Origin of the sequence: Nocardioides sp. NPDC127503 (assembly GCF_040302165.1) — a bacterium.
Lineage (GTDB): Bacteria > Actinomycetota > Actinomycetes > Propionibacteriales > Nocardioidaceae > Nocardioides.
Genome location: NZ_JBEORH010000004.1, coordinates 411,548 through 424,943, shown reverse-complemented (window position 1 = coordinate 424,943; position 13,396 = coordinate 411,548). Strand labels below are relative to the sequence as shown.

General features: G+C 69.5%; 12 protein-coding genes. 3 read left to right on the top strand and 9 right to left on the bottom strand.

The genetic code is table 11. From position 1 onward, the window contains the following. Positions 1-5 precede the first annotated feature (5 nt). On the bottom strand, positions 6-2,312 hold the full coding sequence (locus ABTW65_RS11940) for a DEAD/DEAH box helicase (RefSeq protein ID WP_350660302.1): 2,307 nt from the start codon (positions 2,310-2,312) through the stop codon (positions 6-8). Between the two features lie 186 nt (positions 2,313-2,498). Here ABTW65_RS11940 and ABTW65_RS11935 point away from each other — a divergent pair, with 186 nt between their 5' ends. Together ABTW65_RS11935 and ABTW65_RS11930 are read left to right on the top strand one after the other, a co-directional pair. Next, a complete protein-coding gene (locus tag ABTW65_RS11935; protein WP_091044749.1) occupies positions 2,499-2,834 on the top strand; it encodes an anti-sigma factor antagonist in 336 nt (111 codons plus the stop codon). 25 nt (positions 2,835-2,859) lie between these two features. Next, on the top strand, positions 2,860-4,338 hold the full coding sequence (locus tag ABTW65_RS11930; protein ID WP_350660301.1) for a DUF7059 domain-containing protein: 1,479 nt from the start codon (positions 2,860-2,862) through the stop codon (positions 4,336-4,338). Here the strand turns inward: ABTW65_RS11930 and ABTW65_RS11925 are convergent. Continuing rightward, positions 4,286-5,041, bottom strand: coding sequence for a hypothetical protein (locus ABTW65_RS11925; protein ID WP_350660300.1), 756 nt, complete (start codon positions 5,039-5,041; stop codon positions 4,286-4,288). The genes ABTW65_RS11930 and ABTW65_RS11925 overlap by 53 nt on opposite strands. 292 nt (positions 5,042-5,333) lie before the next feature. On the opposite strand from ABTW65_RS11925, the gene topA reads away from it, so the two are divergent. Then, positions 5,334-8,039, top strand: a complete 2,706-nt coding sequence (gene topA, locus ABTW65_RS11920) for a type I DNA topoisomerase (protein ID WP_350660299.1) — start codon at positions 5,334-5,336, stop codon at positions 8,037-8,039. Between the two features lie 153 nt (positions 8,040-8,192). Here the strand turns inward: topA and ABTW65_RS11915 are convergent, their stop codons facing one another. The 7 genes from ABTW65_RS11915 to ABTW65_RS11885 are packed head-to-tail and all read right to left on the bottom strand — an operon-like array spanning position 8,193 to position 13,297. Further along, positions 8,193-8,630, bottom strand: coding sequence for an HIT family protein (locus ABTW65_RS11915; RefSeq protein WP_350660298.1), 438 nt, complete (start codon positions 8,628-8,630; stop codon positions 8,193-8,195). 13 nt (positions 8,631-8,643) lie between these two features. Continuing rightward, positions 8,644-9,669 (bottom strand): ion channel, encoded by a 1,026-nt coding sequence (locus ABTW65_RS11910; protein WP_350660297.1) that lies wholly within the window; start codon positions 9,667-9,669, stop codon positions 8,644-8,646. Next, a complete protein-coding gene (locus ABTW65_RS11905; protein ID WP_350660296.1) occupies positions 9,669-11,240 on the bottom strand; it encodes a polyamine aminopropyltransferase in 1,572 nt (523 codons plus the stop codon). Before ABTW65_RS11905 ends, ABTW65_RS11910 begins: the two co-directional genes overlap by 1 nt. Next, positions 11,237-11,659, bottom strand: a complete 423-nt coding sequence (locus tag ABTW65_RS11900) for a DUF350 domain-containing protein (RefSeq protein WP_350660294.1) — start codon at positions 11,657-11,659, stop codon at positions 11,237-11,239. Before ABTW65_RS11900 ends, ABTW65_RS11905 begins: the two co-directional genes overlap by 4 nt. A gap of 27 nt (positions 11,660-11,686) precedes the next feature. Continuing rightward, on the bottom strand, positions 11,687-12,178 hold the full coding sequence (locus ABTW65_RS11895) for a DUF4247 domain-containing protein (RefSeq protein ID WP_350660293.1): 492 nt from the start codon (positions 12,176-12,178) through the stop codon (positions 11,687-11,689). Then, positions 12,171-12,683, bottom strand: a complete 513-nt coding sequence (locus ABTW65_RS11890) for a DUF2617 family protein (protein WP_350660292.1) — start codon at positions 12,681-12,683, stop codon at positions 12,171-12,173. Before ABTW65_RS11890 ends, ABTW65_RS11895 begins: the two co-directional genes overlap by 8 nt. After that, entirely contained in the window at positions 12,680-13,297 is a 618-nt protein-coding gene (locus tag ABTW65_RS11885) for a DUF4178 domain-containing protein (RefSeq protein WP_350660291.1), read from the bottom strand. Before ABTW65_RS11885 ends, ABTW65_RS11890 begins: the two co-directional genes overlap by 4 nt. Positions 13,298-13,396 lie beyond the last annotated feature (99 nt).

Below are 13,396 nucleotides of genomic sequence, written 5' to 3'. Positions count from 1 at the left end.
TATGCCTATTTCTGCAGCAGCAGCCGCAACAACACGATCGCGCCCTGCTTGTCGAGAGGGTTGTTCTGGTTGCCGCACTTGGGCGACTGCACGCAGGAGGGGCAGCCGTCGTCACACTCGCACGCCTCGATGGTCTCCAGCGTGGCACTGAGCCACTCCCGCGCCGCACGGAACCCGCGCTCGGAGAATCCCGCCCCGCCGGGATGCCCGTCGTAGACGAAGACGGTGAGCATGCCGGTGTCGGGGTGGGACGCGGTGCTGACGCCACCGATGTCCCAGCGGTCGCAGGTCGCGATCAGCGGGAGCAGTCCGATCGAGCAGTGCTCGGCGGCGTGGGCGGCACCCGGGATGTCCGCGCTCTCCAGGCCGGCCGCCTCGAGAGCCGAGGCGGGCACGGTCCACCAGACGGCGGAGGTGCGCAGCGTACGTTCGGGGAGGTCGAGGAGCTCCTCACCCAGCACCTCGCCACTCGGCTGTCGCCGGCGCAGGAAGGAGACGACCTGGTGGGTGACGTCGACGTCGCCGTACGCCAGGCGGCAATCTCCCCACGCGACCTGCTCCCGCTCGGCGACGATCGAGATCTCGGTGATCTCGCGGGCGAAGGTGGAGTAGCCGGGGTCGTCGCGGGAGATGACCGCGACGTTCTCGTCCAGGTCGAGCTCATGCACGAGATAGGTCTCGCCACGGTGGACGTAGACGGCGCCGGCATGCGCGCTCGCGTGTGAGCTCGCCGCGTCGACCGTGCCGACGACCCGGCCGGTATCGGCCTCGATCAGCTGCACCTGAGACCCACCCGAGGAGCGGATGTCGGCGAGGTCGGCCGCGCGGCGGCGGTCGGTCCAGTACCAGCCACGAGGCCGCTTACGCAGCAGTCCCGAGGCGACCAGGTTGTCCAGGATCTCCCTGGCGCCCGGTCCGAAGAGCGGCAGGTCCGGCTCGGTCAGCGGCAGCTCCTGCGCGGCGGCACACAGGTGGGGGCCGACGACGTACGGGTTCGCCGGGTCGAAGACGGTGGCCTCGACCGGCTGACCGAGAAGCGCCTCCGGATGTGTGACGAGATAGGTGTCCAGCGGGTCGTCGCGGGCGACCAGGATGCCGAGCGCGTCGCCGGCGCCCCGCCCTGCTCGGCCGATCTGCTGCCAGAAGGCCGAGCGCCTGCCGGGGTAGCCGGCCAGCACGACGGCGTCCAGGCCACTGATGTCGATGCCGAGCTCGAGCGCGTTCGTCGCCGCCAGTCCCAGCAGCTCGCCGGAGCGGAGCGATGCCTCGATCGCCCGGCGCTCCTCGGGCAGATAGCCACCGCGGTAGGACGCCACCCGCCCGGGCAGCGAGGGGTCGACCTCTTCCAGCTCGGCGGCCGCGGTCAGGGCGACCTGCTCGGCGCCGACCCGGGAGCGTACGAATGCCAGGGTGCGTACGTCCGAGGAGACCAGATCGGCGAGGAGGTCGGCGGTCTCGGCCGAGGCCGCGCGGCGTACGGGAGCGCCGTTCTCGCCCGCGTGCGACGTCAGCGGCGGCTGCCACAGGGCGATCGAGAGCTCCCCGCGGGGCGACGCGTCGGCGGTCACCGGCAGGACCGGAAGGCCGGTGAGCCGCTCGCCGGCGATCGACGGCTCCGCGACGGTCGCCGAGGCGAGGATGAACGTCGGCGATGACCCGTAGAGCGCACAGATGCGCCGCAGCCGCCGCAGCACGTGCGAGACGTGCGCCCCGAAGACGCCGCGGTAGTGGTGGCACTCGTCGATGACGACGTAGCGCAGCGAGCGGAAGTAGGACGTCCACCGCTGATGACCGGGAAGCAGCGATCGGTGGAGCATGTCGGGGTTGGTCAGGATGTACTCGCCGAAGTCGCGTGCCCAGTCTCGCTGCTCGCGGGTGCTGTCACCGTCGTGGGTCACCGCGCGCACGTCGACGCCCAGCTCGCGCAGCCCGGTCAGCTGGTCCTGGGCGAGCGCCTTGGTGGGTGCGAGGTAGAGGACGCCGGCGCCGCGCTCACCACGTGGACCACGTCCGTCTCGGATCGCGGTCAGCGCGGGCAGCTGATAGGCCAGCGACTTCCCGGAGGCGGTGCCGGTCGAGACGATCACGTGGCTGCCCTCGTGGGCGGCCTCGGCGGCCACCGCCTGATGCTGCCAAGGACGCTCGATCCCACGAGCGGCGAAGGCGGCGACCACATCGGCCGAAGCCCACGTCGGCCAGTCGGCGAAGACGGCCTCTCGCGGCGGGACCTGCTCGAGGTGGGCGAGCCGGTCCTCGCGGCCTGGGACGTCCGCGAGCCGGCGTATGAGATCACCGGTCGCTGTCGTCAACACCTATCTATTCTCCCAGAATCCTGGTGGCCGCCACGCTCACGGCCCCGCATCGTGGCCGAGACGTTGCGAGTTTCTTGCGCGCATCCTGGTGAGCCGTGGTTACATTACGATCGACTCCGGGTATCGGACACCAGGCATGCCGACCGGAGCTGGTTGTCTCACGTTCCTTGGCAGGAGAACTTCGAAGTGGATCTGACGCTTGCGACTCGCGAGCTCGACTCGGCCACCATCGTGGCCGTGGGCGGCGAGATCGACGTCTATACCGCGCCGAAGCTGAGGGACAAGATCACCGAGCTCGTCGCCCGCGGTCACTACGACATCGTCGTTGACCTCGAAGCCGTGGAGTTCCTCGACTCGACCGGCCTCGGCGTCCTGGTGGGTGGCCTGAAGAAGGTGCGCCAGCACAACGGCATGCTCCGCCTGGTCTGCACCCAGGAGCGGCTGCTCAAGATCTTCCGGATCACCGGCCTCGCCAAGGTCTTCGACATCCATGCCAGCGCCGAGGGCGCGGCAGCGGGCTGACCCGAGCCCACATTAGGCTCCAGGTGTGAGTGACCTCCCGCACCGGCTCCGTGACGCCCTCCAGCAGGCCGACTTCTCCTACGACTCCGTCGCCGAGCTGCTCGGTCCGACCGCGCACAGCGCACTGAGTCGCAACGAGACGCTGCCGGGCCGGCGGCGCACTCACGGAGGCACTCCGCTGGAGACCCTCATCCGGCTCTTCCTGCTGCAGACGACCGTCCCCCTGGACCTTGCCGAGGCAGCCCTGCCCGGGCTCGTCGACCGGCTCGCCGTCGAGGGGATCCTGGAGCAGTCTGTCGGCGAAGTCGCGGCCCGCCTCGACGTACGTCCGTACGCCACCGATGACACCGCCCTCTGGGTCGTCTCCGACCTCACGCCGGGGCTCGATGGCGGCCCGCAGCGCGTCGGCCCCGAGCACGTGCTCGGGATCAGCCCTGCCTCGACCTCCCTGGCCCAGCTGACCATCCGCGACCAGGTCGGCACCGCGCTCGATCTCGGCACCGGCTGCGGTGTCCAGGCCCTCCACCTCGCCACCCACAGCGACCGGGTGGTCGCGACCGACGTCAACCAGCGAGCCCTATGGATCACCGCGTTCAACGCCGCCCTCAACGACGTGGCGGACCGGATCGACGTACGCGACGGGTCGTTCTTCGAGCCCGTCGCCGGTGAGCGCTTCGACCTGATCGCCACCAACCCGCCGTTCGTGATCAGCCCGGCGACCGGTGAGCGCCTCGTCTACCGCGACTCCGGGCTCCCGGGCGACCGGGTGGTCGAGGACATCGTCAGGGCCGCTCCCGGCATGCTCACCGAGGGCGGCTGGTGTCAGATCCTGGGCAACTGGATCATCTCCGAGGACCAGCCCTGGGACGACCGTCTCGAGGGATGGCTCGGGGACGAGGTCGACGCGTTCGTGGTCCAGCGTGAGGTGCTCGACCCCGCGGCGTACGTCGAGCTCTGGCTCAAGGACTCCGGCCACCACGGCGCCCAGGACTACCTGACCCGCTACGACACCTGGCTGTCCTGGTTCGAGGAGCAGAAGATCGAGGGCGTCGGGTTCGGCTGGATCAACCTGCACCGCACAGACACAGCCAACCCGAAGCGCGAGCTTCTCGAGTGGCCCTACGACGTCGAGCAGCCGATCGCCCCGGCGCTCGCGGCGTGGGGCGAGGCAGCCCGCGTCGAGGTCACCGAGGACTCCACGCTGGTGCTCATCGAGGACATCCAGCAGGAGACCCTCGGCCAGCCCGGCGCCGAGGACCCCAGCACCGTCATCCTGCGCCAGCAGCGTGGCCTGCGCCGCGCGCGCCAGGCGGACACGATCGAGGCGGCCTTCGCGGGCGCGTGCGACGGTGACCTGGCCGTCGGCCAGATCCTCGACGCGCTCGCACAGATCCTCGACCGCGACCCCGCGGTCGTGCGCAGCAGCTATCTGCCGATCGCCCAGGAGCTGGTCAACGAGGGCTTCCTCCGTCCCGCGCAAGGCACGCCTGGTCCCGCAGCCTGATCAGGCGCCTGCGCACGCTCGAGACCAGTAGGTCCGGATAGCCCAGCGGCTCGAGATCGGGAAGGTCGCGCATGCCCCACGGCCGCTGTGTCTGCCACGGCCAGAAGCCACGGAGTGCGGCCGCCAGCTGCTTGCCGTAGGCCGAGGGCGTCGAGTTCACGCCCAGCCGCTCCTTGAGCTCGGTCGCGGTGACCAGGCCGCCCGGCCCGGCGAGCCCGTTGGCGCCCAGGACCGTCCACACGATCCCAGCCGCCACCTGGGCCGGCTGGGTGGGCCGGTCGACGACCAGCGGGTCGATCTCCCACAGCCGCAGCAGCGCCCGCCGCAGCGCGAAGCCCACCTCCGCGACCGGGAAGTCGGCCGCGACCTCGTCGAGCAGCGCGGCAACCGCCTCCAACTGCGTACGTCCCGCCGGATCCTCCACGACCGGCAGGTCCAGCCCGTCCTCGACCAGCGGCGCGGCATCCAGCGCGGTGACCGCCTCGTGGCCGCCGCACAGCGCGGCGAGCCAGTCCAGGGCCACCTCGTGGTCGGGTCGTGGCGGCGTGTCCGGTTCCGCCCAGCGGGGCCGGGTCAGCTCGGCCTCCAGGCGCTCCAGGATCACGTTGGTCCGGGTGAGCAGCTGCGCACACTCGGAGCAGACCAGGTGCTCCGGGGGCGTGGCCAGACCCTCTATGTAGTCGATGTATTCGGCGTCGATCATCAGCAGAGACCTCTCGGTTCGGATTGGTCTCGCCGTCCTCGAAAGCCACCATACGGACGGGCACCGACAGTTTTTGGACATGGCCGGATGAGACACCGATTTCACGCTCCCGCTCCCCAGCGTGCTAGGTATTGTCTTCGCGGCGCCCAAGGCAACACGCCATGTTGTCCGAGAGCTCAGTGCCGCATGAACCGCGGTGACTGGACCCATGCCGGCTGGAGACACGCGCTAACGTGTCTCGCCAGAGCTTGTCAGTGGTGCCAGGCTCTGCTGCAGTGAGATAAGGACGTCAGTGGCACACAAGTTGGTGATCGTCGAGTCCCCGGCGAAGGCTCAGAAGATCGGCGGATACCTCGGACAGGGGTATGTCGTCGAGGCATCCGTCGGGCACATCCGCGACCTTCCGCAGAGCGCGGCAGACACCCCTGCCAAGATCAAGGACAAGCCGTGGGGGCGCTTCGGCGTCGATGTCGACAACGGCTTCACCCCTTACTACGTCGTGCCCAGCGACAAGAAGAAGCAGATCGCCAAGCTCAAGTCGCTCCTCAAGGACGCCGACGAGCTCTACCTCGCCACCGATGAGGACCGCGAGGGTGAGGCGATCGCCTGGCACCTCCTCGACGAGCTGAAGCCGAAGAAGGGCATCCCGGTCAAGCGGATGGTCTTCCACGAGATCACCAAGGCCGCGATCCTGGCCGCCGCCGAGAACCCACGCGAGCTCGACATGGACCTCGTCGAGGCCCAGGAGTCGCGCCGCATCCTCGACCGTCTCTACGGCTACGAGATCTCCCCGGTGCTGTGGAAGAAGGTCATGCCCCGCCTGAGCGCGGGCCGCGTCCAGTCGGTCGCCACCAGGCTCGTCGTCGACCGCGAGCGTGAGCGGATCGCCTTCCGGACCGCCTCGTACTGGGATCTCGCGGGCACCTTCGACGCCGGCTCCGACCACGAGCCGCGGATGTTCCCGGCCCGGATCACCTCCGTCGACGGCAGCCGCGTCGCCCGCGGCACCGACTTCGGCCCCGACGGCCTGCTGAAGAGCGACAAGGTCGTCCACCTCGACCGCACCCGCGCCGAGTCTCTCGTCGCCGGCCTCGAGGGCCAGACCTACGAGGTCCGCTCGGTCGAGTCCAAGCCCTACAAGCGCAGTCCGTACGCCCCCTTCCGCACCACCACGATGCAGCAGGAGGCGAGCCGCAAGCTCGGGATGAGCGCGTCGACCACGATGTCGGTCGCCCAGCGTCTCTACGAGAACGGCTTCATCACCTACATGCGTACCGACTCCACGACCCTGAGCGGAGACGCCGTCAGCGCGGCCCGCGCTCAGGTCCGGGAGCTCTACGGTGCCGAATACCTGCCGGACGCACCCCGGACGTACGCCTCCAAGGTCAAGAACGCCCAGGAGGCCCACGAGGCGATCCGCCCCGCGGGTGACTCGTTCCGCACTCCGGCGCAGACCGGGCTGACCGGCGACCAGTTCCGCCTCTACGAGCTCATCTGGATGCGCACCGTCGCCTCCCAGATGAAGGACGCGGTCGGCAACTCGGTCGCGATCCGCCTCGGCGCCTCGGCGGCCACGGGCGAGGACGTCGTCTTCTCCGCGACCGGGCGCGTGATCACCTTCCACGGCTTCCTGAAGGCGTACGTCGAGGGCACCGACTCCGCCGACCAGACCTCCGACGACCAGCAGACCCGCCTCCCGAACCTCAACGAGGGCGACCGGGTGAACGCCGCGAGCCTCACCTCGGACGGCCACGAGACCAAGCCGCCTGCTCGCTACACCGAGGCGACCCTGGTCCGCGAGCTCGAAGAGCGTGAGATCGGCCGTCCGTCGACCTACGCGAGCATCATCCAGACCATCATCAACCGCGGCTACGTCTTCAAGAAGGGCACCGCGCTGGTTCCCGCCTGGGTCGCGTTCTCGGTGGTCAGGCTGCTCGAGGAGCACTTCCCGCGCCAGATCGACTACCGGTTCACGGCGAGCATGGAGGAGATCCTCGACGAGATCGCCAAGGGCGACAAGGACATGACCACCGAGCTCGGGGAGTTCTACTTCGGCTCCGAGCGGGTCATGGGCCTCAAGCCGCTGGTCGACGGTCTCGGCGACATCGACGCCCGCGAGCTGGCGACCTTCCCGGTCGGCTCTCCGGACGCCGGGGTCAACCTCCGGGTCGGCCGCTACGGTCCCTACATCGAGGGCCCCGGCGACGACGGCACCCCGTTCGCGGTGCGGGCCAACGTCCCCGACGACCTGCCGCCCGACGAGCTCACCCTGGAGAAGGCCAAGGAGCTCTTCGCCAACCCGGCCGGCGAGGAGCTCAACCTCGGCGTCCACCCGGAGACGGGTCTCACCGTCGTCGCGAAGAGCGGCCGGTTCGGTCCTTACGTCACCGAGCAGCTCCCCGAGGACGCGAAGAAGAACGCCAAGCCCCGCACCGCGAGCCTCTTCAAGTCGATGAGCCTGCAGACCATCACGCTCGAGGACGCCGTCAAGCTGCTGACCCTGCCCCGGGTCGTCGGCACCGGCGCCGACGGCGAGGAGATCACCGCCCAGAACGGCCGCTACGGGCCCTACCTGAAGAAGGGCACCGACTCCCGGACCCTGAGCTCGGAGGACCAGCTGCTCACGATCACGCTGGAGGAGGCTGAGCAGATCTACGCCCAGCCGAAGCAGCGCGGCCGTGCCGCCGCCAAGCCGCCGCTCAAGGAGCTCGGCCCCGACCCGGTCTCCGGGCAGCCGATGGTCGTCAAGGACGGTCGCTTCGGTCCCTACGTCACCGACGGTGAATACAACGCCACCCTCCGGGCCGCCGATGACTTGGAGACCCTGACCGCCGAGCGTGCCGCCGAGCTTCTCGCCGACAAGCGCGCCAAGGGCCCGGCGAAGAAGACCACCAAGCGGGCGACGAAGAAGACCGCCAAGAAGACGACCAAGAAGTCCCCGGCGAAGAAGTCGACCGCCAAGAAGACGACCAAGAAGGCCGCGACCAAGAAGTCGTGAGCCGTACGCCGCGGCTCAACTGACAGAACCCCGCCATGGCGGGGTTCTGTCGCTGTCTGGGGTTGGGGCGCGGGGCACTTTCCCGCCATGGCGGGGTTCTGCCGCCGCTCGAGGTCGTAGAGCCCCGCACAATCCCGCCTTGGCGGGAATCTGTCAGCCGAGAGCTCCCTGCAGCTCCAGTGCCAGCCGGTCGCGTTCGGTCTCGGGCAGCCACTGGGTCTCGTCGTCGGTGAGGTAGCCAAACACGTTCGGCCCCTTGAGGCTCGCCGGCTGGTCGGCCATCCTCGGAACCAGGTGCACGTGGAGATGCTCGAAGCCTTCGGCTTCGGAGAACTGCATGACGTACGTCTTCACGCACCCGGTCACGGCACGCAGCGCCCCCGACAGCGAGCCGAGCAGCGTGCCGAGCTCGGCATGTGCCTCGGCGGGCAGCTCGTCGAGAGCGGTGACATGCCGGATCGGCGCGATCACCAGCCAGCCGGGGAGCGTGACGTTGAAGGCGTGGCAGACCCGCCAGTGCTGCGTACGGACGATCGACTCGCGCGGAGGCAGCGACTCGAGGGCGCTGTTGCGGCAGTTGTAGCAGTCCATCGCGAGGTCCCCGTCAGCCGAGCGACCCGACGACCTCGTCGTAGTCCAGCCGGTCGGCGGCGATGTAGAAGAGCCGCGCGCCGGGGGAGACCGGCAGGTCCCAGGGCGGGCTGACCTGGATGCCGTCGACGGTGCGTACGGCCAGGAGCGTGGCGCCGTGCGAGCGGCCGAGGGCGGCCTGCCAGGCACCGACGTCCACGGTCGCGGCCGAAGGGGGCACCGTGAGCGAGTAGGTGCCTTTGCCGCCCGCGGTGGCAAGCTCCTGGTAGACCTCCGCGATGCCGGGGTCGCTGAGCTCCTCGCCGATCAGCTGCGTGTTGTGCCACTGGACGCAGTGGACGGTGGTGTCGACGCGGAAGATGGTGCGCTGCACCCGCAGATCCCGCAGCGCCACGATCGTGTGCACCGCAGGAGCCGCAGTGTTGGCGGCGACGGTGAGCGTGACCGCCTCGTTGTCGTCACGTGCGTCGATCAGCACGCTGTGCGCGCCGGTGAGCCCGGTGCGAGCGAGCACGTCGAGGTCGGTGATGTCGCCACGTACGAACTGAAGGCGGTCCTCCCCGGGCATCGGGTGCTCGGAGAGCTGGTCCTCCCAGGTCGCGAGCACGACCTCCCGTTCGGGCTCGGAGAGCAGTTCTTCCAAGATCCGCTCGGTGCGCCCGGCGGTGTAGCCGAGCAACACGATGTGGTTCTGTCCGCTGAAGCTGATCTCTCCACGCATGCGGCGTCCTTTGGCGTTCTCGATGATTGCTGAGATCCGGCTGAACAAGATGGCGAGGGTGGTGATGGAGCCGAAGACGACGTACGCCCCGACGAGCCGGCCACCGGTGGTCTCCGGGAATAGGTCGCCGTAGCCGACCGTGGTCGCGGTGACCAGGAACCACCACCAGTAGTTGGTGGGGCGCACGATGTCGCTGCCCGGCTGGGCCAGCGCCATCGCGATCCAGCCGGTGACGAAGACGAAGCCGATGATCGCGAGCGGGAGCACCCAGGCGTAGTGCCGCGAGGTGCGCCGGGCCAGTCGAATGAAGAAGAACATCAGTAGCCCACCCAGCCCTTCCGGGCGTAGTCCAGGATCGCCGGATCCAGCAGCGTGGTGACCGAGGTCGGTCGCTCGGCACGGTCCGGCGGGAACGATGTGGCGGCGGCGAGCACGGCGTCGCTGGCGTAGCGCAGCCCGCCCGGCGCTTCGTCGTCGAGAGCGAGCTCAGGGGCCGACCCGTCGCGGGAGGCGAGGACGTAGCCCCAGTTCCCGAAGGAAGGTACGTCCGCCTGGTAGGGCGTGGTCTGCCAGCCGGCCTCGGTGAGGGTGTGACGTACCGACCAGAACGCGTCCGGCGCGAAGAACGGGCTGCCCGACTGCACGACCATCCGCCCGGACGGGGCGAGCAGCCGCGCGATCATGCTGTAGTTCTCGACGGAGTAGAGCTTGGCCAGAGCGGTCGAGTCCGGGTCGGGGAAGTCGGCGATGACCACGTCGAACGGAGCCCCCGAGTAGTCGCGCACCCAGGAGAACGCGTCGTCGGCGACGTACGTCAGCCGGGGGTCCTCCAAGGAACCCGACGTCAGCGACGAGACCGGCTCGAAGGAGCGCGCCAACGACACCACAGCAGGATCGAGATCGACCAGCGTCACCGACGAGACCGACTGATAGCGCAGCACCTCCCGCGCGGCGAGCCCGTCACCGCCACCGAGGATCAGCACCCGCTGGTGCGTCCCGTTCATCGCCGGGTGGACGAGCATCTCGTGGTAGCGGTACTCGTCGAGCGAGGAGAACTGCAGGTCACCGTCGAGGAAGAGGCGTACGTCGTCGAACGCCGGCCCGACCGGAGCGCCGCGGGTCACCACGATCTCCTGATAGTCCGAGCGCTGGGAGTGGATGATCGGGTCGCGGTAGAGCGCCTGCCGGGCGTTGAGCTCGAAGGAGTCGGCCGTCACCGCGGTCATGCCGAGGGCGACCGCGAGGGCGCCGCAGACGGCCGTGACCGCCCCACGTTGCCGGCGCGAGCCGGCCAAGGCGACCCCGACCGTCCAGGCGGCGATCACGTTCAGGGCGGCCGTCGCCACCGTCCCCACCAGCAGCCCCAAGGTCGGCAGCAGCAGGAACGGGAACGCGAGTCCGCCGATGAGCGCCCCGACGTAGTCGACCGCGTTGATGTCGGCGACCGCGTGCGAGGCCTGCTGGCGCCGCAGCCGCTGCAGCAGCTCCATCAGCAGCGGGATCTCGGCACCCACCAGCGCGCCGATCAGGAACGTCACCAGCAGCATCATCGGGGTGTAGAGGTGCAGCCACGCGAACGACGCGTAGAGCGCCGGCACCGAGGCGCCGCCGACCGCGGCCAGCGCGATCTCGACGCCCACGAACGAGCGCAGCGGCCGCGCGATGAGCGGCTTGGCGAGCACCGCGCCGATGCCCATCGCGAACATCGACACCGCGATCACCAGCGACGTCTGCGCGATCGAGTTGCCGAGCAGATAGCTCCCCAGCGTGACCAGTGCGAGCTCGTAGACCAGGCCGCACGCCGCGCAGACGAACACCGCCGCGAGGACGAGCAGACGGGCCGCCCGTCCCTCGGGCAGCGCGGACAACGAGGGGAGAGTCAGGCTCACGTGATCGAGGCCGCCACGATCACGCCGACGGCCAGCTGCACCGCGACGGCGACCCAGATCGCCGGGTCGTCCTTGTCGTCGGTCATCAGCTCGCCGAGCCGGCCCGGGGTGAGCAGGTCGAGGATCACGAACGCGAACGCGAGCAGGGCGATCCCGATGAGGCCGTACGCAGCGGTCTCGGCGAGCCCCTGGAGGGTGTCGGCCTCCGCGGTGTAGATCGAGGTGGCCACGATCGTCGCGATCGCGACGACCGAGGAGCCGAGCAGCAGCGCCGGGTCGCGGCGGTGCTCGACGAAGATCAGCTGCCCCAGCCGGCCCGGCGTCAGCAGGTCGATCACGTAGAAGCCGATCATCAGCAGAACGAGCCCGAGGGCGGCGAAGGCGACGGTGGACAGCAGTCCGCTCACAAGGTCAGTCATCGGTTCATCTCTCCAGTCTGAGGGTGGTCACTTGCCGGATCCGCTGCCGCCGCCGCGGAAGGAGTCGCCGCTGCTGCCGCTACCGCTGTTGCGGCCGTAGTAGCTGTTCCAGCCCCACAGCCCGATCACCGTGGCGTGGTGGCGGTAGCCGCGGTCGTACTCGTAGAGCGTGATCGTCGAACCCGAGGGCGTACGCGGCTCCACGACGACCAGCCAGTCGTCGTCGTAGCGCAGGTAGTGGCTGGATCCTTCGGCCCGGTTCTCGTCCGCGTCGGTGCCGCTGTCGATCTGATTGGCGACCGAGCTCACCGTGCCGTCGTCCTCGAAGACGATCCCGGCCTCGCTGTCGGGGTCGGTGCCGCTGACGTGGTCGAAGTTCTTGCGCAGGTACTTCTCGGGGCTGTTCCCGTCGCCGGACACGGCGATGGCGATGATGATGGCGAGCGCGACGCACGCCGCGACGATCGCCCAGCCGATCAGCTTGCGGTTCGGGCCGCCGGAGCCGCTTGGTTCAGACACTTGTGCCCTCCTCGGGCCGGTAGCTGGTGGTGGTGGCGACGATCTCGCCGGTCTGTGGGTAGGTGTGCCAGGTGTTCCAGACGATCTCCCCGTCGCCGGACCGGTCCAAGGCCAGCGCGGTCACCGCGTGCGGGTCACCCGGGAAGTGCGCGACGACGGCATCCGTACGCCCGCTCAGCCGCTCCACGAGCCGCGACGCCTGCGCCGCGAGCTCCTCGGGTCCCATCTCCTCCACGTGCGAGGCAAGGCGGTAGCCGCCGGCCGCGTGCGCCTCGGGAAGAGGCGCGGCCTCGGCGATCCCGCATGCGATGGTCTCGTGCAGGAGCGGGCGGTCGTGGCGGCGTACGACGACCTGGTGGCTGGCGCCCAGGACGCTCAGCGTCACCGTGAGGCTGCTCCCGAGGTTCACCGTCCGGGAGGCCAGCGGGGTGCAGGGGATCGGTGCGAGGGTCCAGCGCAGGGTGTCGCCGCGTACGTCCGCGAACGGGACGTCGAGAAGCGTCACTCGTCGTCCAGGGTCGCGGGCCGGTCGGTGGAGGGGTAGACGGTCAGCTCGAACGGCTGCAGCACCTCGCCGAGGGAGGGCTCCCAGTTGCTGCCCCACTTCTCGAAGCCGAGCAGCTTGCCGTCGACCGACTTGTAGTCGGCGTACTCGGCCGTGCCCGACGGCGCGGTGCCGGTCGCGCCGGTGGCGGTGAAGGCGGCGGAGCCCTTCTCCTGGAGCCGGTAGGCGACGCCGCCGACGATGATGTCGCGGTCACCGACGGCGCCCTGCTCGATGTCGCCGAGCGGGATCGCGTGCCACAGCGAGACCTCGAAGCTCTCGTCGTCCTCGATGGAGAGCCACTTCTTGCCCTCGGCGTCGTCGAGCATGTGCTCGGTCCAGCGGTAGCCGTGCTCGTCGAAGTCGATCCGTCCGCGGACGAACCAGTTGTGGCCGAGGTATTCGATGACGTCGCCGTTGCGCACCTGGCGCAGCTGGTCGGAGGCGTGCTTGTGCTGGTCGCCGATGAAGTCGTCGGGCTCCTTCTGCGCCGTCGGCTGCTGCCGGCTCTTCCAGAGCAGGTAGGCCGCGACCGCGAGGGCGGCCAGCAGCAGGACGATCAGGACGTAGATCACCGGAGACTCCTTGGTTCAGCGTGAGGACGACCCGAACCTTAACCTGGTGGTGCGAGCTTCGACAGCCTGAATCGCTCCACCCGCGGGCGGCGTACTCAG

What these genes read in the sequence shown, in the direction of transcription:
- ABTW65_RS11925 (WP_350660300.1), bottom strand. Translation starts at nt 5,041, where the DNA reads ATGATCGACGCCGAATACATCGACTACATAGAGGGTCTGGCCACGCCC.
- ABTW65_RS11915 (WP_350660298.1), bottom strand. Translation starts at nt 8,630, where the DNA reads ATGGACTGCTACAACTGCCGCAACAGCGCCCTCGAGTCGCTGCCTCCG.
- ABTW65_RS11910 (WP_350660297.1), bottom strand. Translation starts at nt 9,669, where the DNA reads ATGTTCTTCTTCATTCGACTGGCCCGGCGCACCTCGCGGCACTACGCC.
- ABTW65_RS11900 (WP_350660294.1), bottom strand. Translation starts at nt 11,659, where the DNA reads ATGACTGACCTTGTGAGCGGACTGCTGTCCACCGTCGCCTTCGCCGCC.